General features: G+C 58.4%; 21 protein-coding genes and 2 tRNA genes. 12 read left to right on the plus strand and 11 right to left on the minus strand.

Annotation, left to right across the window (positions count from 1 at the left end; all coding sequences use genetic code 11):
- Window positions 1-87 precede the first annotated feature (87 nt).
- A complete protein-coding gene (locus BM131_RS08795; RefSeq protein ID WP_090188484.1) occupies window positions 88-1,146 on the plus strand; it encodes a DMT family transporter in 1,059 nt (352 codons plus the stop codon).
- 33 nt (window positions 1,147-1,179) lie between these two features.
- Window positions 1,180-1,256 (plus strand) — tRNA-Pro (locus tag BM131_RS08800).
- Between the two features lie 463 nt (window positions 1,257-1,719).
- Here BM131_RS08800 and BM131_RS08805 read toward each other — a convergent pair.
- On the minus strand, window positions 1,720-2,385 hold the full coding sequence (locus BM131_RS08805; RefSeq protein WP_245754191.1) for a pseudouridine synthase: 666 nt from the start codon (window positions 2,383-2,385) through the stop codon (window positions 1,720-1,722).
- A 276-nt stretch (window positions 2,386-2,661) separates the two neighbouring features.
- Between BM131_RS08805 and BM131_RS08810 the strand changes: the two genes are divergently transcribed.
- Entirely contained in the window at window positions 2,662-3,018 is a 357-nt protein-coding gene (locus BM131_RS08810) for a hypothetical protein (RefSeq protein ID WP_139222608.1), read from the plus strand.
- A gap of 168 nt (window positions 3,019-3,186) precedes the next feature.
- Here BM131_RS08810 and BM131_RS08815 read toward each other — a convergent pair whose 3' ends face one another.
- From BM131_RS08815 to BM131_RS08825, 3 genes are read right to left on the minus strand one after another with little or no spacing between them, the layout of a single operon-like run.
- The gene (locus BM131_RS08815) at window positions 3,187-4,446 is read right to left on the minus strand and encodes an RNA polymerase sigma factor (RefSeq protein ID WP_090188489.1); all 1,260 of its coding nucleotides are present in this window, start codon (window positions 4,444-4,446) and stop codon (window positions 3,187-3,189) included.
- A gap of 4 nt (window positions 4,447-4,450) precedes the next feature.
- Window positions 4,451-4,810, minus strand: a complete 360-nt coding sequence (locus tag BM131_RS08820) for a YciI family protein (RefSeq protein WP_090188492.1) — start codon at window positions 4,808-4,810, stop codon at window positions 4,451-4,453.
- Window positions 4,811-4,832: 22 nt separating this feature from the next.
- Entirely contained in the window at window positions 4,833-5,219 is a 387-nt protein-coding gene (locus BM131_RS08825; RefSeq protein WP_090188494.1) for an MAPEG family protein, read from the minus strand.
- 45 nt (window positions 5,220-5,264) lie between these two features.
- On the opposite strand from BM131_RS08825, the gene BM131_RS20245 reads away from it, so the two are divergent.
- Both BM131_RS20245 and BM131_RS20665 read left to right on the plus strand, forming a co-directional pair.
- Entirely contained in the window at window positions 5,265-5,426 is a 162-nt protein-coding gene (locus BM131_RS20245) for a hypothetical protein (RefSeq protein ID WP_175499246.1), read from the plus strand.
- 147 nt (window positions 5,427-5,573) lie between these two features.
- Entirely contained in the window at window positions 5,574-5,702 is a 129-nt protein-coding gene (locus tag BM131_RS20665; RefSeq protein WP_281245321.1) for a hypothetical protein, read from the plus strand.
- Between the two features lie 34 nt (window positions 5,703-5,736).
- On the opposite strand, the gene BM131_RS08830 is transcribed toward BM131_RS20665, so the two are convergent.
- Both BM131_RS08830 and BM131_RS08835 read right to left on the minus strand, forming a co-directional pair.
- Window positions 5,737-6,027 carry a DUF1244 domain-containing protein gene (locus BM131_RS08830; RefSeq protein WP_090188496.1) on the minus strand — a complete coding sequence of 97 codons (291 nt, stop codon included), beginning with the start codon at window positions 6,025-6,027 and terminating at the stop codon, window positions 5,737-5,739.
- A 12-nt stretch (window positions 6,028-6,039) separates the two neighbouring features.
- On the minus strand, window positions 6,040-6,777 hold the full coding sequence (locus tag BM131_RS08835) for an N-formylglutamate amidohydrolase (RefSeq protein WP_090188499.1): 738 nt from the start codon (window positions 6,775-6,777) through the stop codon (window positions 6,040-6,042).
- Window positions 6,778-6,905: 128 nt separating this feature from the next.
- On the opposite strand from BM131_RS08835, the gene pyk reads away from it, so the two are divergent.
- The 7 genes from pyk to BM131_RS08870 all read left to right on the plus strand — a co-directional run bounded on the left by pyk (window position 6,906) and on the right by BM131_RS08870 (window position 12,370).
- Window positions 6,906-8,351, plus strand: coding sequence for a pyruvate kinase (gene pyk, locus BM131_RS08840; protein WP_090188502.1), 1,446 nt, complete (start codon window positions 6,906-6,908; stop codon window positions 8,349-8,351).
- A gap of 34 nt (window positions 8,352-8,385) precedes the next feature.
- Window positions 8,386-8,610 (plus strand): hypothetical protein, encoded by a 225-nt coding sequence (locus BM131_RS08845; protein ID WP_090188505.1) that lies wholly within the window; start codon window positions 8,386-8,388, stop codon window positions 8,608-8,610.
- Between the two features lie 108 nt (window positions 8,611-8,718).
- Window positions 8,719-8,919, plus strand: a complete 201-nt coding sequence (gene rpmI, locus BM131_RS08850; RefSeq protein ID WP_090188508.1) for a 50S ribosomal protein L35 — start codon at window positions 8,719-8,721, stop codon at window positions 8,917-8,919.
- A 12-nt stretch (window positions 8,920-8,931) separates the two neighbouring features.
- Window positions 8,932-9,291: a 50S ribosomal protein L20 gene (gene rplT / locus BM131_RS08855; protein WP_090188510.1), complete on the plus strand. Its 360-nt coding sequence runs from the start codon at window positions 8,932-8,934 to the stop codon at window positions 9,289-9,291.
- 360 nt (window positions 9,292-9,651) lie between these two features.
- Window positions 9,652-10,740: a Hint domain-containing protein gene (locus BM131_RS08860; protein ID WP_090188512.1), complete on the plus strand. Its 1,089-nt coding sequence runs from the start codon at window positions 9,652-9,654 to the stop codon at window positions 10,738-10,740.
- 113 nt (window positions 10,741-10,853) lie between these two features.
- Window positions 10,854-11,927, plus strand: coding sequence for a phenylalanine--tRNA ligase subunit alpha (gene pheS / locus BM131_RS08865; protein ID WP_090188514.1), 1,074 nt, complete (start codon window positions 10,854-10,856; stop codon window positions 11,925-11,927).
- On the plus strand, window positions 11,924-12,370 hold the full coding sequence (locus BM131_RS08870) for an ASCH domain-containing protein (RefSeq protein ID WP_090188516.1): 447 nt from the start codon (window positions 11,924-11,926) through the stop codon (window positions 12,368-12,370). Before pheS ends, BM131_RS08870 begins: the two co-directional genes overlap by 4 nt.
- 2 nt (window positions 12,371-12,372) lie before the next feature.
- Here BM131_RS08870 and BM131_RS08875 read toward each other — a convergent pair whose 3' ends face one another.
- From BM131_RS08875 to BM131_RS08895, 5 genes are all read right to left on the minus strand, one after another.
- Window positions 12,373-13,023 (minus strand): hypothetical protein, encoded by a 651-nt coding sequence (locus BM131_RS08875; RefSeq protein ID WP_090188518.1) that lies wholly within the window; start codon window positions 13,021-13,023, stop codon window positions 12,373-12,375.
- Window positions 13,024-13,150: 127 nt separating this feature from the next.
- A tRNA-Thr gene (locus BM131_RS08880) sits at window positions 13,151-13,226 on the minus strand.
- A 43-nt stretch (window positions 13,227-13,269) separates the two neighbouring features.
- Window positions 13,270-14,724, minus strand: a complete 1,455-nt coding sequence (locus tag BM131_RS08885) for a heme biosynthesis protein HemY (RefSeq protein ID WP_090188521.1) — start codon at window positions 14,722-14,724, stop codon at window positions 13,270-13,272.
- An 11-nt stretch (window positions 14,725-14,735) separates the two neighbouring features.
- Window positions 14,736-15,965, minus strand: a complete 1,230-nt coding sequence (locus BM131_RS08890; RefSeq protein ID WP_090188523.1) for a COG4223 family protein — start codon at window positions 15,963-15,965, stop codon at window positions 14,736-14,738.
- A gap of 82 nt (window positions 15,966-16,047) precedes the next feature.
- Window positions 16,048-16,746 (minus strand): uroporphyrinogen-III synthase, encoded by a 699-nt coding sequence (locus BM131_RS08895; protein ID WP_139222609.1) that lies wholly within the window; start codon window positions 16,744-16,746, stop codon window positions 16,048-16,050.
- Window positions 16,747-16,779: the final 33 nt, after the last annotated feature.

Below are 16,779 nucleotides of genomic sequence, written 5' to 3' on the forward strand. Positions count from 1 at the left end.
GCCCTGCTTTAAGGCCGTCTTGACCTTCTGCGGTGCAGGGTCGACCAAGGTTGCGTTCAGATATTGCAGCCGAACAAGGACTCACCCATGTCATCTAACGCCCGCGGCGCCCTGCTCGCCCTGCTTGCCTTTGGTATTTTCGCGACGCACGACGTCTTTATTAAGGTGCTGGGCGGCAGCTATTCCCCGATCCAGATCGTGTTCTTTTCCGTCTTGCTGGCGTTTCCCTTAGCGACGGTATCACTGATGCGGGACGCGACGCCGGGCACGCTGCTGCCAAAGCATCCGTGGTGGATGCTGGTGCGCACGCTGGCGGCTGTTGTGACCGGGTTCTGCGCGTTTTACGCCTTTACCGTGCTGCCGCTGGCGCAGGTTTACGCGATCTTATTCGCGTCCCCTTTGCTGATCACGATCTTGGCCGTGCCGCTGTTGGGCGAAACGGTGCGTCTGCGCAGGGGGCTGGCGGTTATCGTGGGACTGGTTGGCGTTTTAGTCGTCCTACGGCCCGGCAGCACCCAGCTAGAGCTGGGTCATGCGGCGGCACTGGTGTCGGCGATTGGCGGATCGCTGGGGTCGATTATCGTGCGCAAAATTGGCGCGGATGAACGGCCCGTCGTCCTGATGCTGTTCCCGATGCTGGGCAACTTTGTCGTCATGGGGATCGCGCTGGTGTTCGTTTACGAGCCAATGCCGATTGCGCATATCGGGATGCTGGCGGTGATTTCAGTCTTTGCCTTTATCGCGGGCCTGCTTGTGATCGCGGCCTATAAATCCGGCGAGGCGGTGATTGTCGCGCCAATGCAATACAGTCAGATCCTGTGGGCCACGGCCTATGGTATGTTGTTCTTTGGCGAAACGCCTGACGGTGCCACAGTGCTGGGCGCGAGCATCATCATCGCCTCTGGCCTGTATATCGTGCTGCGAGAGAGCCGGTCGACCGAAAGCGGCACACCGGTACTGCGCACACGCGCTAGGTTCGAGACGGGGACGTTCCTGCGCCCCCGTCCAAGAGAGATGGACAAGACCGCAGCAGAACCGCGGATCGTGCCGCAATCTGCGCCTTCTGCTGCCGCCCGGCCGCACCTGCGCGGGCTGCCGGGACGCGTCCCGCCAGTGGCAGAACCACGCCGAAAAGACAGCGAATAGTTACTTGGCAAACGCTTATGACGCCGCCACGGTCGGGCTGTAGCGCAGCCTGGTAGCGCACCTGCTTCGGGAGCAGGGGGTCGGAGGTTCGAATCCTCTCAGCCCGACCATATATCCGCCTTGTAAATTGCAGAGATGTTTTGCCTTTGGGATCAGTCTTCTGACCTAAGAGCACCTTGCTCAGTGCATGCTAATATGATGCCCCACCTCACCGCGAAAAGGCCCGCGATCGGGACGAATAACTCAATGGCGAGGTCGTCACCACGTTCCGCGAGGCACAAATCCTGATTGAACCACTGTAGTATGATTAGGCCACACTGCGCTTTGGACTACTGTCTGCCAGCGCCGAAAAGCATCGCCCCGATAGACCAAAGACTGACCATGCATTAACAATCAAACCGGACCACTCGATGGGGGCACTCTACGTGCAAAGGCACACTGCCCTAGGCCAAACCCCGGATCACAAGGATCTGGCATTCACAAAATCTCATCATCTCTATCAGATTTCCCTCAGCCATCTTGCTGAGAAAATTCTAAGCCTGCACCCACTCGGTTTTGGGGCGGGTTACCAGCCTACTTAAAAATCGACGCAATCTCTTTCTCACTCAGCAGTTTCCACTGACCGGGTGTCATACCTTCAGGCAGTGAAAGACCGCCCAAACGTTCGCGGTGCAGTTCGGCGACGTGGTTGCCCGTGGCCGCAAACATACGGCGCACCTGATGGTATCGGCCTTCGGTGACACTGAGCAGAGCCTCGGTCTGTGAAACAATCTCTAATTCGGCAGGTGCCAGCGGCTTTTCCTCACTATCCAGCATCAATTGACCCGAGGCGAAAATCTCGCCTTCTGTGCCGCAGAGCGGGCGAGCCAGTTTGACGCGGTAGGTCTTTCTGATGTGACGTTTAGGGCTGATGATCCGGTGCAATAGGTCCCCATCATCCGTCAGCAACAAAAGGCCGGACGTCTGCTTGTCCAAACGCCCGATGGTCGAGATCGCCGGATTACGAAGTTTCCATCGCTTAGGCAGGATATCATAAACCAATGCGCCTTCTTCCTTGTGGGAACAGGTCATACCCAAAGGTTTGTTCAAAAGAATGACCATCCCTGCGACAGGATCGAGTGCCTCGCCGTCGATCACGAAGCGGGTCGGTAAATCTGGAGTGACAAGAATGCGCAGGTTAACGTCCGACAGCTCAACTCCGTCTAGGATGATACCGCCAACCTTTGCCAGTCGCGCCATTTCCTTGCGAGAGCCATAGCCCATCGAGGACAGAAGCTTGTCGATGCGGGACGTTGGATTTCTAGCCATTTATTTTATTCCTAAGTAAGGTCTGATACCCGCAGTGTGGCTAGATTGGCTCTTGATCCATTATGCAAGTATCTCTTCATGACATTTCAGACAGGTTTCAAAAACGACCGTTTTCAAACACTCGGCAAGGTCTGCTAAGCGGACAAAGCGTCGTTCGACCTTTTTGTCCGCGGCTTAACGCCATATGGTTGCATCATGATCTCTCGGTTGAAAACGACGAACCCTGACCTTGCGGAGCAAATCAATTCCGCGTGCTTTACTGACGCCAAAGCGAAAGTAATGGCCATCTTGGTAGAGATACTGGCGAACTTGCCGGACGAGGCCGTGCAACTTCTTCCGAAACATTCTTTAACTCAATGGCATAACGTTTCGCAGAATCAAATCGATGCGCTTGATGATCGCTACTTCGACTCGGAAGAAGGAGGCGACGCTGAAAAGGCGGTTGCATCATTTATTGCTGCGCGGTTTTTGGCCGCTGTGAAGTTTTGGCAAACCGCTGCCAACCAATTTGGGTTATGTGAAGCAGCCTATGAAGCGAGCTTCGCCAACGAACAGAATAGGTAGGCTTGGGCTCAAACCGGACCTTCGCCGCGCACGGCCCTAATGACCCCTAAGCAGACGAAGCAGACGAAGCAGACTTTGGCGGTGGGCGAAAAATCCGTCGGTAGGTCAACACGGTATCAAGTGTTGCGGGCCAAGATCACGCGTTCGACACCAATATTTGGGCGCGGTTTATGCGTCAGGCTGCACGTTTTCCTGCGTTTCAATATCGGCCAAACGTTGTTCCAGAAACAGCGCATCCGGCGCGGTTGGTGCCATTGCGATGGCGCGGCGGTAGGCCTGCGCCGCAGCAAACTTGTCACCTGTCATACCTAACATCGCAGCGCGGGCTGCGTGCCAAGGCTGATAGTCCCGAAGCTGCTCCTCGAGCCCCTCTATAATTGCCAACCCATGCGTTGGATCACCGGCCTCGGCGATGGCGACAGCTGCGTTCAGGCTGACAATCGGCGTTGGCTCGTGGCGCCAAAGCGCAAAATAGAGGGCAGCAATTTGCGGCCAATCAGGTCCGGGTTCAGCCATGTGGCAGTCCGCTATGGCGGCTTTTATTTGGTATGGCCCGGGTTGCAGGCGCTCCATGGCACGCGCAAGGATTGCGCGACCCTCGGCGACGCGAGAGGCGTCCCATAAGCTTCGGTTTTGCATACTGGGTGGAAGGCTTATCCCATCGACGCCAATCCGTGCCCGCCGCCGCGCGGAGGTCAGTAGCATCATCGCAAGTGCACCTTCGATTTCAGGATCGTCTGGCCGTAGTTGATCAATCAGCCGCATTAGAAATTCGGCCTCGCGGCACAGATCGCGCGGTTCATCCGGCGGGGCCAGATAGCCCGTGGTAAAGATCAAATAAACTGTCGTCAGCACGGATTCGAGGCGGGATGGCCAAAGGTCAGCCTCTGGGATTGCAAAGGGGATGCCAGCGACAGCGATCTTGGCTTTCGCACGGCTAAGGCGTTGTCCCATCGTCGGCTCTGTATCAAGAAAAGCGCGGGCAATTTCGGCGGTTGTCAGGCCGCAAACACTGCGCAGCGTCAGCGCCACGCGTGACTTCAGCTCAAGCGCTGGGTGACAGCAAGCAAAGATCAGGCGCAAGCGCTGATCGGGTATAGTCTCGGACTGAGTGGCCCCCTCATCCGGGATCAGGACCGCCAAAGCGCGGGCCTTTTGCGCCTCTCTTGTGGTCCCGCGCAGGCGGTCGATGGCCTTTCGCCGAGCCACTTGCAGCAGCCAGCCCTGCGGCGATCTGGGCAACCCGGACCGCCCCCAATGCGCCAGGGCCGAGATCGCGGCCTCTTGTAATGCCTCCTCGGCTAAAGAAATATCGCGCAGTCCTGCTGCCAGGGCGGCCAAAAGCCGCCCTTGGTCTGACCGCATGACACGGTCAAGCTCCTTTGCCACTGTGATGGCGCTGACAGCGCCGGGGGCGGGATTGACCATGCTCTTAGCCTGCGGGGGTGTAATCCATCACGGGGCGCACTTCGATCGTGCCGAAATGCGCCGACGGGATTAGGGCCGCATAGGTCAACGCAGCATCCAGATCAGGCACATCAATCACATAGTACCCACCCAAATGTTCGCGCGTTTCTGCAAATGGGCCATCCATCGTTTCCACTTTGCCCGACTTGATACGCAAAGTCGTGGCAGTTTCGACACCTTGCAGCCCGTCGCCAGAACGCAGGACGCCATCGGCTTTCAAGCGTTCATTCACAGCGAAATAGCCGTCCATCATCTGTTTGAACGCAGGTGTTCCATGGGCTGGTTCCAGCACGGGATTATTGTAGATCAAAAGCATGTATTGCATGGAATTTCTCTTATTCTGTCAGTCAAAAGATGTGGGTGGCGATGCATATCATGGCAGTCACAGCGGCAAGCAGGTTGGTGCCATTGCCGACGTAACGCAGTATGTGCCCTGCGTTGTCGGGCTTAAGCCCGAACGGGTGCGCGACACGTCCAACAAGAAGCAATCCACCCGAAATATGCAGCCAAACAGGGAATGCGCCCATACCTTCGGCCAACATCATTAAGATAAGAACGAAGGTCGACCACTCTGCTGCATTTCCATGCTGGCGGATACGCTGCAACAGGTCGGCATTGCCACCATCGCCAAACGACACGCCCGTCGCCGCTCGGGCCGAAGAAACGCGAAGCCAGAGGATCAGATAAATCGCCGCGACAAGTAGCGCGTAGATTGGGGTAATCGCGAAAACCATCACAACTCCTTTCTATATGAGGGTTCGATACCCCAAGGACGTCTGATGATTGCAGATTTCGACATGGTTGAGAAAAAAACATTTCTGGGGCCGTTCGCTACAGTCAACACGCAGCGCGAAACGCGGGCCTTGGCAACGATCTGTACCAAGGTCCGATTTGCGGAAAATGAGCATGCGCGAGGCAAAACACGTTGGCACCAAAGGTAAGCAACGTGCAGCAGATCGCCGCGAAAGCGCAGTTACAAGACACCTTGAAAGGTAAATTCCCGCTGCAGTCGACACCAAATCGCATGCTTTTATGGAACTTCCCCGCGCGGGGACGTGTTCACGCTTTAACATGAAGGAGTATAAATCATGAGCGGCGAAACAAACGACAGCACCACCGGCAACGGTAAAGCAGTTGACGCAAACGAGCGTCAGAAGAACCGGCCAGAGGGTGCGGATCATATCCCCCTCAAGGACGACAAGCCCGAAGAGAAGTAATGCAAAGGCCGCCCGAATGAGGCGGCCTTTTCGTTTAGTGGGTCTCTTTGAAAGCGGCCTGCGCCTCAGGCGTGGCTTCGGTCTGATGCTTTGACTGCCACTCTTCGAACGGCATGCCATAGAACGCCTCTCGTCCCTCTGCCTTGGTCATTTCGATCCCGCGCTCGTTCGCGGCCTCTTGGTACCAGCGCGACAGGCAGTTGCGACAAAAGCCCGCCAAGTTCATCATGTCGATGTTCTGTGCGTCAGGGCGGTCCTGCATCAGGTGCTGCTGCAGACGGCGAAAGGCGGCGGCTTCTAGTTCTAGTTTGGTTTGATCGTCCATCGTAACTCTCCTTCAAAGGCCGGTGTCGGCCAGAACCTGTTGTAAAAGCGGGGCAAGGCGTGCGGCCCAGTCGGCTTGGCCTTGCGGTGTTTCAATCAAATCGTGCCGCACCTCGATCAGCAGGTTGGGGCGGCCGTGTTTCAGCGCGTGTCGGTCGATACTATCGCCGGGCAGGTGGCCGGAATAGGGCTGATTGTCGCCTGTCGCCCAACCCTGCGCACGGCAAGCGGCGATAAAGGGCCCTGCCAAGCGCGCGTCGGCGGCATAAAGCACGCCGACTTCCCATGGGCGGGGCGGGCGACCCTTAAGCTGCGGCGTAAAACTGTGGATAGCGCAGATGACAGGGGCCGCGCGCTGCGCCGCAAGGTCCGCGATCGCAGCATGATAAGGGCGGTGCAGCCGGTCAAGGCGCGCTTCTTTTTCCGCATCACCTGCGCGGGCGTTGGCAGGGATCACTGTGCCGTCATAAAGCTTCATCAACAGCGTCGGATCAAGCTCTCCCCTATTAGGGTCGATGACCAGCCGGGAAAACCGAGAAGCGATCACCGGGGAATTCAACGCTTCGCCAATCCCTTGCGCGACGCCCAAGGCGCCAACGTCGTAGGCGATGTGACGATTCATGTCAGCAGCAGGCAGGCCCAGATCGCCGCCATTGACCCAATCAGGCACCGCATTGCTGGCATGATCGACGGTCACCAGCCACCGGCCAGAGCGAACCGCACCGCTTATTTCATAGGCAGTTTTCAGCATGTCACCTGTCATTCTTTCTTCACCGCATTTAGAATAGTTGTGGCAGGAATGGAATTAAGCAATAAGGGCCACGAAAACGGCGTTACCGCTAACACCGTGCAGCCCGCCGTAAAAGGGACCCAATTTCGATGAAACGTAATCGTCACGTCAAGATCGTTGCCACCCTCGGCCCGGCATCCAATACATATGAGATGATCCGCAAGCTGCACGAGGCAGGCGCCGATGTCTTTCGCCTGAACATGTCGCACGGCAGCCACGAAGAAATTCGCGTGCGCCACGCCATGATACGCCAGGTCGAAGAAGACCTTGGCAGCCCGATCTGCATTCTGGCCGACCTTCAGGGGCCAAAGCTGCGCGTTGGCGTGTTCAAGAACGGCGAAGAAATGCTGGAAGTCGGCGCGTCCTTCCGTCTGGACCTGAACGATGACGAAGGCGACGTGAACCGCGTTAAGCTGCCCCACAAAGAGATTTTCGACGCGCTAGAGCCGGGTGCCCACCTGCTGGTGAACGATGGTAAAATCAAGCTGCGCGTCAAGGCATGTGGCGCTGATTTCGCCGATTGCGAAGTGATCGTTGGCGGCATGATTTCCAACCGCAAGGGCGTGAACGTACCTGACGTGATCCTGCCGCTTGCCGCGCTGTCGGACAAGGACCGCAAGGATCTGGAATTCGTGTGCGAGCTGGGCGTTGACTGGCTGGCGCTGTCCTTTGTCCAGCGTGCCGCTGACGTCGAAGAGGCCCGCGCCCTGTGCAAAGGCCGCGCTGCGATCCTGTCCAAGATTGAAAAGCCAAACGCCGTCAAAGTCTTTGACGAGATTTTGGCTGTCAGCGACGGCATCATGGTTGCACGTGGCGACCTGGGTGTTGAGCTGCCTGTGCAGAACGTGCCGCCGATCCAGAAGCAGCTGGTGCGCAAGTGCCGCGCGGCTGCCAAGCCGGTGATCGTTGCAACGCAGATGCTGGAATCAATGATCGATTCGCCGATGCCGACACGGGCCGAAGTATCTGACGTGGCGACTGCGATTTACGAAGGTGCCGACGCGATCATGCTGTCCGCCGAATCCGCTGCCGGATCGTTCCCGATCGAAGCCGTGCAGACGATGGACAACGTCGCGCAAGAGGTCGAGGCCGATCCGACCTATACAGAAATCATCGAAAGCAGCCGTAAAGCACAGCGCAACACGGTCGCCGACGGTATCGTGGCCGCCGCCCGCGAAATCGCAGAAGCTGCGCATATCGCTGCGATCTGCTGCTTTTCGCAAAGCGGCGTGACGGCCCTGCTGGTCGCGCGTGAACGCCCTCGCGTGCCAATTCTGGCGCTAACCAACGAAATCCGGACCGCCCGTCGGTTGTGCCTGACATGGGGCACAAATTGCGTGCTGTCCGGTCCCGTCGATCGGTTCAAGGATGCTGTGATCGCAGCTGTGCGCGCTGCAAAAGCTGAAAACATGGCGACTGAGGACGATATGATCGTCATCACCGCTGGTGTGCCGTTCAACACGCCCGGCTCGACGAACATCCTTAGGGTTGCGCCATGCGCTGAGCGCTTGATTTATCAGTCTGAATCGGAATAACGTTAGCCGATATTTAATGGTCTAGGGCGCAATTATGGATACCGACGTAATTTTTGTTGTCGGCTTCTTTATCATTGTGCTTGCGATCCCTGCGATCGTCAGTGCCTTTATGGACAGCAGGGTGCCTCGCGCACCCATGCTGACCATTCTAATCGGGTCGGTCATGATCGCCTATGCTGTCCGCGAGCGACCCGGCGCTTATGGCTATGATACGGTGCCCGATGTGATTGTCCGCGTATTCGCTGACTTTACACGCTAACGACTTGCCAAGAAACCAAAGCGGGCCTACAAGGCCCGCTCAACCCGCGCGTCCGGCCAAGTTGGCATGCCGAGTCGCACGTTCACCGCTACCCCAGAGGAGACGGAAATGCCGAAGATGAAGACAAAATCGAGCTGCAAAAAGCGGTTCAGCATGACTGCCAGTGGTAAAGTCAAAGCAGGTCAGGCCGGCAAGCGCCATGGCATGATCAAGCGCACTACCAAATTCATTCGTGACGCACGCGGCACGACCCTTTTGTCAGCTCCTGATGCGAAGATCATCAAGAGCATGATGCCCTACGCACGTTAAGGAGAATTTGATATGCGCGTTAAAGGTGGTACCGTCACGCACCGTCGTCACAAGAAAGTTCTCGACGCTGCAAAAGGTTATTTCGACCGTCGCTCTAAGACCTTCAAGGTCGCCAAGCAAGCCGTCGACAAAGCGAACCAGTATGCAACCCGCGACCGGCACAATCGCAAGCGGAATTTCCGCAGCCTTTGGATCCAGCGGATCAACGCAGGTGTGCGTTCGGTTGACGAAGCGATGACCTATTCCCGCTTCATCAACGGTCTGTCCCTGGCCGGCATCGAAGTCGACCGTAAGGTTCTGGCCGATCTGGCCGTGCACGAGCCTGCTGCGTTCGAAGCAATCGTGAACAAAGCCAAAGCCGCACTGGCTTAAGCAACGCTTTTTTCCAATCTACAGGAAGGCCGCCCTTGGGCGGCCTTTTTGCTTGGCGATTCGCATCCCTACTGCTGCCATCGTGGAAACACCCCCTTTAAGGGGGTGCATTTCAGGGTAAATGGACCCGAATGGGGTTTTTCCAGATCAACGCTTCTGCAAATTGGACTACTTTGCCCACAGGGGGCTGGCATCCAATCATATGTTTTTAAAAGATTAACTGAAATTGACGCACTAATTGCTGCACATATGACCGAAGTTTGACCTTGGCAAATCGATCCCAAAAACCCCCAATGTCTGCAGGGTCAGAGTAGATCACGGCACCAGAGGTGCGCAGATTTCCAGAGAAAGGAGACGATCATGGGGTCCATCAGCATCACTGTTCGCGCCTTCAACGGAAGTCTTGCAGACCTTCAAGGTGGGAATCTCAATCAAGTTGGATTCAACGATATAGGCCCTCCGATTGCCGCGACCATCAATACAACCGATGGAACACTGAATTCAGGCGCCCCCACTACATTCACCCGCGATGGCAGCGGCCAGACGGATGCGTTGACCTACATCGGTTCTGCGACAATTTTCAGGCGCGGCATTGGAAACATCCCTCTGTTTAGCAAAGGAATTTCGGCCTTTGAGGTAGATGACCAAGTCTACTTTTACACGCCGGACGGATTGCCGCCGTTAAGCGCGGTCACGGCCAGCGTTATTATTTCTGCAGATACGCCGTTAAAGCTGAACGGATTCGTCCCCGGCTTCGCGTATGGCACTCGCATCGTGACTCGGCGCGGAAACGTATTGGTCGAAGACATCAGGCCGGGCGAGGTTATCCTCGATACCTCTGGGCATCCGCACGCGGTATTGTGGACCGGATCGACAACGATCAACCTGACCTCGCTTTGTGATGACCAATACCAGAAGCTCGTTCCCGTCAGGATCAGGGCCGACGTCACCAGAGAGTTCGCGCCATTTGACGATCTTATCGTGCCACAACAGAACCGCGTTCAACTACGGCACCCCATGACAGAAACCCTATTCAAAAACGCTGAATGCTTCGCCCCTGCCGTGACGCTTGTCGGCCATATGGCTGAATTCGCGATGGATATGGAAACTGTGACCTACCACCATCTTCACTGCGCTAAACACATCACGCTGCTGGCCAACGGGGTCGAAGCAGAAAACTTGTTTATCGGTGACGCCATGCGACCAGCGCGGCAAGACGCGACTGGCTTGGGCTTTGCGCAGTCCGAAGCTTTTGCAAGCCAACCGAACGACGAAACAGCGCGTCCGACTGCGCACATCATCGCCGGACCGCACAAAGGCCGTCGGGTTCCAATCCGGCCAACGGCCTACGCGGGAAAAGGTGCCTATCAGCGCCCCGTGCAACGCAAATGGGAAAATTCGCCATACCCATACCAAGAACGCTGCCTTGATCCTGCCAAGCCAACCTGACCTCCTCCACCTCTGGTAGCCTTTTTCGGCACCATCGGTCTTGCCCGCAGGCCGCGATCTTGCGCCGAGGGGCACTTGGCGTTAGCACCAAGCCAAGCACCAAGGGGACGAAGATGGACGATCTGAAGTCGAAATATCTGGAACTGATCGCGACAGCGGCGGACGAGTCCGCCATTGAGGATCTGCGCGTGCAGGCCCTTGGCAAGAAGGGCGAGATTTCGTTGCAAATGCGAGAGCTGGGCAAGATGTCGCCTGAGCAACGGCAGACCGCTGGCCCCGCGCTGAACGCGCTGAAGGACGAAATTAACTCTGCCCTACTGGCGAAAAAATCCGCACTGGGCGATGCCGCGCTGGACGAGCGTCTGCGCAGCGAATGGCTGGACGTGACACTGCCGTCGCGCGGTCGCCCTGCGGGCACGATCCACCCGATCAGCCAAGTCACCGAAGAGGTCACTGCGATCTTTGCCGATATGGGCTTTGCCGTCGCCGAAGGGCCGCAGATCGAATCCGATTGGTATAACTTTGACGCGCTGAACATCCCCGGCCACCACCCTGCCCGGGCCGAGATGGACACATTTTATATGAAGCGGGCAGAGGGCGACGACCGCCCCCCAGCCGTGCTGCGCACGCACACCAGCCCCGTGCAAATCCGCAGCATGGAAGCGTCTGGTGCCCCCATCCGCATCATTTGCCCCGGCCGCGTGTATCGCGCCGATTACGATCAGACGCACACGCCGATGTTTCACCAGATCGAAGGTTTGGCCATCGACAAGAACATCAGCATGGCGAACCTGAAGTGGGTGCTAGAAGAGTTCGTGAAGTCCTATTTTGAGGTCGATAACGTCGATATCCGCTTCCGCGCGTCCCACTTCCCCTTCACCGAACCGTCTGCCGAGGTGGATATCCGTTGTTCATGGGAAGGCGGCACGCTCAAGGTCGGCGAGGGCGACGATTGGCTCGAGATTTTGGGGTCCGGTATGGTCCACCCCAAGGTGCTGCAGGCCGCCAAGGTCGATCCGGCACAGTGGCAAGGCTTTGCCTTTGGCATGGGGATCGACCGGATCGCGATGCTGAAATACGGCATCCCCGATCTGCGGGCGTTCTTTGATTCCGACCTGCGCTGGCTACGCCATTATGGCTTTAGCGCGCTGGATGTACCGACGCTGCGTGGGGGGCTTTCGCGATGACCAATAAAGAAGACGACTATGACGCCATCGTTGAGCTAAACGATATTTATCCCGGCGCTGGCACGTTTAAATTCGGTAACAACAAAACCGAATGCCAGCAGCAGATCACCTTGGTCCGTTTGGGTGAAAAGTCGGCGAATTGCGCGCCATTCCGCGATTTCAAGGATGACCCGGAGGCGATGCCCGTCGTCGGCCGCTGCGATATTGCGGCGAACTGGGGCGGCTCGCCCGCGATTGTCGTGCGCACAACCCGGGTCGAACACGTCCGGTTTTGCGACGTGACCGAGGAAATGGCCCAGGCAGAAAGCAGCAGCTACACTCTGCAGGGCTGGCAGACGTCAAAAGAAGCGTATTTCAAACGGAACGGCGGCTGGTCCGATGACATGCCGCTGATCTTTGAATTTTTCGAAATGGTCGAAGATCTGGAAGGCCGCAGCCTGTAAGGCTACTGCCGCACCAGATTAACGTCAAAACCGCCGGCGCTGACGGTCACCTGTGACAGCGCGCCGGTGGTATAAATCGCGGTCATCGCCAGCGATTTAAAGTTAAAGGGCGACAGGTGCCCTTTACCCGCCGTGACGCGATAGGACATTTGACAGGTGACGGTATCACCGCTCGTGTCCATCGCCGTCGTTGCCAGCTGCACAACGCGGCGCCCATCATACATCGTCAGTGGGTTTGGGCAGGTCTTGCCATTGGCCAAAACCCCAAAGACTTCCGCTGTTGTCAGCGTCCCCGCGGGCACCTTGGCGACATCCGAAAGCTCAGTCATTTCGTCGGCTGGGGACACACTGACCGCCCCCACCGCGGCACCTTGGCGTGTGATCATGATGTCACGGTTTTTGCTGCCACGGTTTTGGCCAAGGTATTCGACCGTGTTACCCGAAGCACGCGAGGTTGCCTCGAACGTGCCATCGGCCACGCTGAGTGGCGTGTTATCGAGGCGCGACAAAAGGTGCGTATTCGCGCCGCTGCCATCAAAGCTAAGCGTGCCAAGCTGCCGATTGCCCAGCATTAGGGCAAAGCTTTGGTCTTGGGCCAAGGCAGGGCCCGCCAGCAGGATAGACAGGGCAGCGATCAGGGGCAGGCGAGTCATGGCGGTCATCCGTTATGGCACATTTGTTGCACCAGACATACGCGAGGGGCCATGCGTATACGATAACAGATCATAGCTATCGGAGTTTTCCGGCCAATCAGCAGTGTTATAAATTGTAGGGGGGTTGTGGTGCCGCACGAGGGATTCGAACCCCCGACCCCATCATTACGAATGATGTGCTCTACCGACTGAGCTAGTGCGGCCTACGCGGGCTGCATTAGCACCCCGCGCTGGACTGGAAAAGACCTATTTTGCGTCTGCGTGCGGATCAGTCACAGGAGTCGCATCAAGAACGTCCTCGTCGTCCATTACTTCGGCGCTTGGCGCGCGACCGACCATCAGCGGCAACATCTCTGTGCCGGCCGGCATGGCGACTTCGCCAGCAGGCGGGCGTTTCCATTCTAGCGTGTCGAAGGCCGCGCAGTTGGTGCAGACCGGCGTCCACGTGGCATGGATGTGCTGGCAGTTATCGCAAATCCACTGTGGGCCGCGCGGGGCCGTCAGGGCGCGGGTCAGCCAACCGCGCACAACGGCATCGTCAGCACCTTCGCCGCGTTCGATTGCGGCCATCAAGGTCAGGCTGCGTGCGGTGGGGTCTTCGGTCACAAGTTGGCCTAGCGCACGTTTTGCGTCCGGGAAATGCTCTGCCGCGATGTTCAGTTCGGCCAGCAGCATTTGGGTTTCGGGGTGGGTCGGGTTCTGCTTGGTCAAGGTGCGGAAGCGCTTCAGCCGCGCCTCTGGTGCCTCGTTCGGGGCGATTTCGGCAAAGGCCGCGGCGATATCGGGGTGCGGGTTCACACCCCAGGTTTTCGCCAGAATGCGGCTGGCACCCTTGGGGTTGTTGTTCGCGATCATCGCGCGGGCGGCCATGACGGTCGCGGGGATCAGATCGGGGGATAGCTTGTTGGCCTGAATGGCGGCTTCACGCGCCTCTATCGATTGACCCTCGTCAAGGATATCCCTCGCCTCTGATAAGGCCAGAACGGCGTCGCGGCGTTTGTGCACGTCGCGGGGCAGGTTGCCGGATTTCAGCTTGGCACCAAGAGTTTCGCGCGCGCCGGACCAGTCGGATTTTTCAGCCTGCAGCTTGAGCAAGGTGTTCTGGATTTCTTCGTGCTTCGGCTTGATTTCGAACGCCTTGCGGGCAAGGCCCAGCGCGGTGTCAGTATCGCCGATCGCCAGCTTTTGGTGCATCAGCCCGCGCACGCCGACAAAGCGTGTATCGTCATTTTCCAGCAGTTTGCGGTAGCTCGTCTCTGCCGTGCGGGTGTCGCCGGTCATCTCTGCCGCCTGTGCGGTCAGCAGGGTCGTCAGTTCGGGACGGTCAAGGTATTTGTCGGCGCGTTTCGCCTTGGCCATTGCCAGATGCCCCTCGCCGCTGGCCAGGGCGAACAGGCCTTCGGACAGCGCCTCAAAGCCCTTACGCTCGCGGTTGCGATCAAAGTGACGAGAGATCGCAGTTTCGTCACCATTGAGGAAATGAAACACGGCTATTAGCAGTTTAAGCAGTTTCAGCCCCAGCCATACCGCAACGATCAAGGCAGCGAAGGCAAAGACCAATTGCAGCGCGTTCAGCGTGATTTCATAGCCGGCGACCGCAATATTGGCCCCGCCTTGCACGTCCATCAACTGCACTGCGCCCCAAGTTAGGCCGGTGACGATGGCCACAAAAATCAGGATCTTGATAAGGGTTGTGATCATGTCTGCGGCCTTTAATTAGCGGTCAGGGAAGCGTCGAGCTGATCGGCAGCATCGACGGCGGCGGCGCGCGCCTCGGCCTGCGTTGTCCAATCGGACATCGCGTCGCGCGCAGAAGTAGGAAGCGTGGCGATTTCCGCCAGTGCGTCGTTCAGGCGGCCGTTGCGCAGGGCGTCTTCCGCCCGCGACAGGGTCGCGTCGGTGCTTGTGCCCTCGCGGGCCTCAACGGACCGGACATTCAACTGATTGCGCAGAAACGATCCAAAGCCGCCAACATCATCCCCCGCTTCGCCCGCAGAGCGGGAGGCGGACAGGGCAGCGCGGGATGCCTCTGGAAAGGTATCGCGCAGAGTGGCGAGCGTAGGTACGCCGTCGACAACAGCGGTCAGCGCCTCTGGCAGAGGATCGTCCATCGTGCTGGCAAGGTCATCCAGCGGCTCGCGCATCGGCGCGCCGCTTTCGAGCGCGCCTTGGACGCGGGACAGGGCTGCGCGAGCGGTTTGGTCACGTGCGGCCACCACAGCGGTTTGCTGGATCTGCTCAGCCTCGGCGCGGGTGGCGTCAAGCTGGGCCTGCAAATCAGCGCGTTGCTGTTCCAGCGCGGCCTGCTGTGCGGCGATCTGATCGCTTAGCTGCGCAACGGCCTGTTCTTGCGCCTGCTCACCCATCAGCGGGGCCAGTTGGCCGGCTTGGGCGATGCTGTCGTTCACCTCGGCAAAGCGTTCATCAACGCTCGCGCTTAGGTCGGTCACGCCCTGGTTTAACGTGGCCAAGTCCTGCGTGATGCCGGACATATCTGTGACCGGTACCGCATCAACCTGCGCTTGCAGCGCATCAATGCGGGACTGAAGGCCGTCAATATCCACAGGCGTGGTCTGGCCAAATTGGGTATAGGCGACGCCATAACCGATGCCGCCCGCGATCAAGCCACCCAGCAACATCGGAAAGAACACGCCTTTGCGCTTTTCCGGCTCTTGCCGAGGCGGCGTGCTGACGGGTTCCGCCTTAGCCGGGGTGGCAGGTGCGTCTGCCTTGGGTTGCCGGGCCACAGGCTCAGGCTTTGGCGTGGGGGTCGACGCGGCGGGTTTTTCCGCAGCCGTCGCAATCGAAGGGGGCGGCATCGCCATATCGACCTGTGCTAGCGCATCAGCCGTCTGCGGTGTCGCGACGATTTCAGCCTCGGTCACTTTGTCCGGGTTCGCCTTCGATTTCGGACTGCGCCCATTTGCCGGTTTTGTCGCCACGGAATTCACCTTCCTGTCCCTGCCGGTCACGTCCCGGCCATCATCATAAGACGTTAGCCCGCGCCGCTTCTACGCTCAAGGGCTACTCCGCCTGCGGGTCCAGACCGCGCAGCACAGCAATCGTCATGTCTGTCATATGATCTGCGTCGGGATGGCCAACGGTCAAGGCACGGGCCTGTGGAATATGGCGAAACAGGTTTGCGACGGCAGCACTGATCGCAACGATATGCAGCGGTGCAGTGTACGTCAGATCAAGCAGCCCCTGCGCAGAGCGTGCCGAAAATATAGGCGCAACAAGCGGTACGGACCCGGCTGCGGCATCAATCAGCGATTGCGGGACCGGCAGGGCGACTTGGTCATAAGCCTCAATCGTTGTGCAGCGCAGACCGGCGGCGGTCAGGCGCGCGGCAATTGCGCCCCGGCGATGGCGACCCGCCAAATGGACCATCGGCCCGGCGGGGTGGTGCGCCGTGATCATGGCGACAAGCGCGTCAGCGTCACCATCGGCGCTGCGCACGTCGTACCCTTTGGCATCTGCGGCCGCCGCTGTCGCGCCGCCAACGCACCACGCGGTCAGTCCCGTACCAATCGGTGCCTGCGCGACGGCGCGGGCAGATGTAAAGATCACATGGGACGCATCCGGCATATCGTATGCAATCGGCACGATCCTCAACGCGGGGGCGTTTATGATGGGCACCGCCTTGCGCATCACGCGCTGCACATCTTGGGCAAATAACGTGCCCGCGGGGTCCGGGCGGGTGATGATCAGAATAGGTTGCATCGCGGCCTTGTTGTCTGATTGCGCTGCCAGTGT

The organism is Loktanella salsilacus, from assembly GCF_900114485.1.
In the GTDB taxonomy this organism is placed as follows: Bacteria; Pseudomonadota; Alphaproteobacteria; order Rhodobacterales; family Rhodobacteraceae; genus Loktanella; species Loktanella salsilacus.

Excerpts from the sequence above, each read along its gene's own strand:
- BM131_RS08795 (WP_090188484.1), top strand. The coding sequence starts at position 88 with ATGTCATCTAACGCCCGCGGCGCCCTGCTCGCCCTGCTTGCCTTTGGT.
- BM131_RS08805 (WP_245754191.1), bottom strand. The coding sequence starts at position 2,385 with ATGGCGCGACTGGCAAAGGTTGGCGGTATCATCCTAGACGGAGTTGAG.
- BM131_RS08815 (WP_090188489.1), bottom strand. The coding sequence starts at position 4,446 with ATGGTCAATCCCGCCCCCGGCGCTGTCAGCGCCATCACAGTGGCAAAG.
- BM131_RS08820 (WP_090188492.1), bottom strand. The coding sequence starts at position 4,810 with ATGCAATACATGCTTTTGATCTACAATAATCCCGTGCTGGAACCAGCC.
- BM131_RS08825 (WP_090188494.1), bottom strand. The coding sequence starts at position 5,219 with ATGGTTTTCGCGATTACCCCAATCTACGCGCTACTTGTCGCGGCGATT.
- BM131_RS20245 (WP_175499246.1), top strand. The coding sequence starts at position 5,265 with ATGATTGCAGATTTCGACATGGTTGAGAAAAAAACATTTCTGGGGCCG.
- BM131_RS20665 (WP_281245321.1), top strand. The coding sequence starts at position 5,574 with ATGAGCGGCGAAACAAACGACAGCACCACCGGCAACGGTAAAGCAGTT.
- BM131_RS08830 (WP_090188496.1), bottom strand. The coding sequence starts at position 6,027 with ATGGACGATCAAACCAAACTAGAACTAGAAGCCGCCGCCTTTCGCCGT.
- BM131_RS08835 (WP_090188499.1), bottom strand. The coding sequence starts at position 6,777 with ATGCTGAAAACTGCCTATGAAATAAGCGGTGCGGTTCGCTCTGGCCGG.
- pyk (WP_090188502.1), top strand. The coding sequence starts at position 6,906 with ATGAAACGTAATCGTCACGTCAAGATCGTTGCCACCCTCGGCCCGGCA.
- BM131_RS08845 (WP_090188505.1), top strand. The coding sequence starts at position 8,386 with ATGGATACCGACGTAATTTTTGTTGTCGGCTTCTTTATCATTGTGCTT.
- rpmI (WP_090188508.1), top strand. The coding sequence starts at position 8,719 with ATGCCGAAGATGAAGACAAAATCGAGCTGCAAAAAGCGGTTCAGCATG.
- rplT (WP_090188510.1), top strand. The coding sequence starts at position 8,932 with ATGCGCGTTAAAGGTGGTACCGTCACGCACCGTCGTCACAAGAAAGTT.
- BM131_RS08860 (WP_090188512.1), top strand. The coding sequence starts at position 9,652 with ATGGGGTCCATCAGCATCACTGTTCGCGCCTTCAACGGAAGTCTTGCA.
- pheS (WP_090188514.1), top strand. The coding sequence starts at position 10,854 with ATGGACGATCTGAAGTCGAAATATCTGGAACTGATCGCGACAGCGGCG.
- BM131_RS08870 (WP_090188516.1), top strand. The coding sequence starts at position 11,924 with ATGACCAATAAAGAAGACGACTATGACGCCATCGTTGAGCTAAACGAT.
- BM131_RS08875 (WP_090188518.1), bottom strand. The coding sequence starts at position 13,023 with ATGACTCGCCTGCCCCTGATCGCTGCCCTGTCTATCCTGCTGGCGGGC.
- BM131_RS08885 (WP_090188521.1), bottom strand. The coding sequence starts at position 14,724 with ATGATCACAACCCTTATCAAGATCCTGATTTTTGTGGCCATCGTCACC.
- BM131_RS08895 (WP_139222609.1), bottom strand. The coding sequence starts at position 16,746 with ATGCAACCTATTCTGATCATCACCCGCCCGGACCCCGCGGGCACGTTA.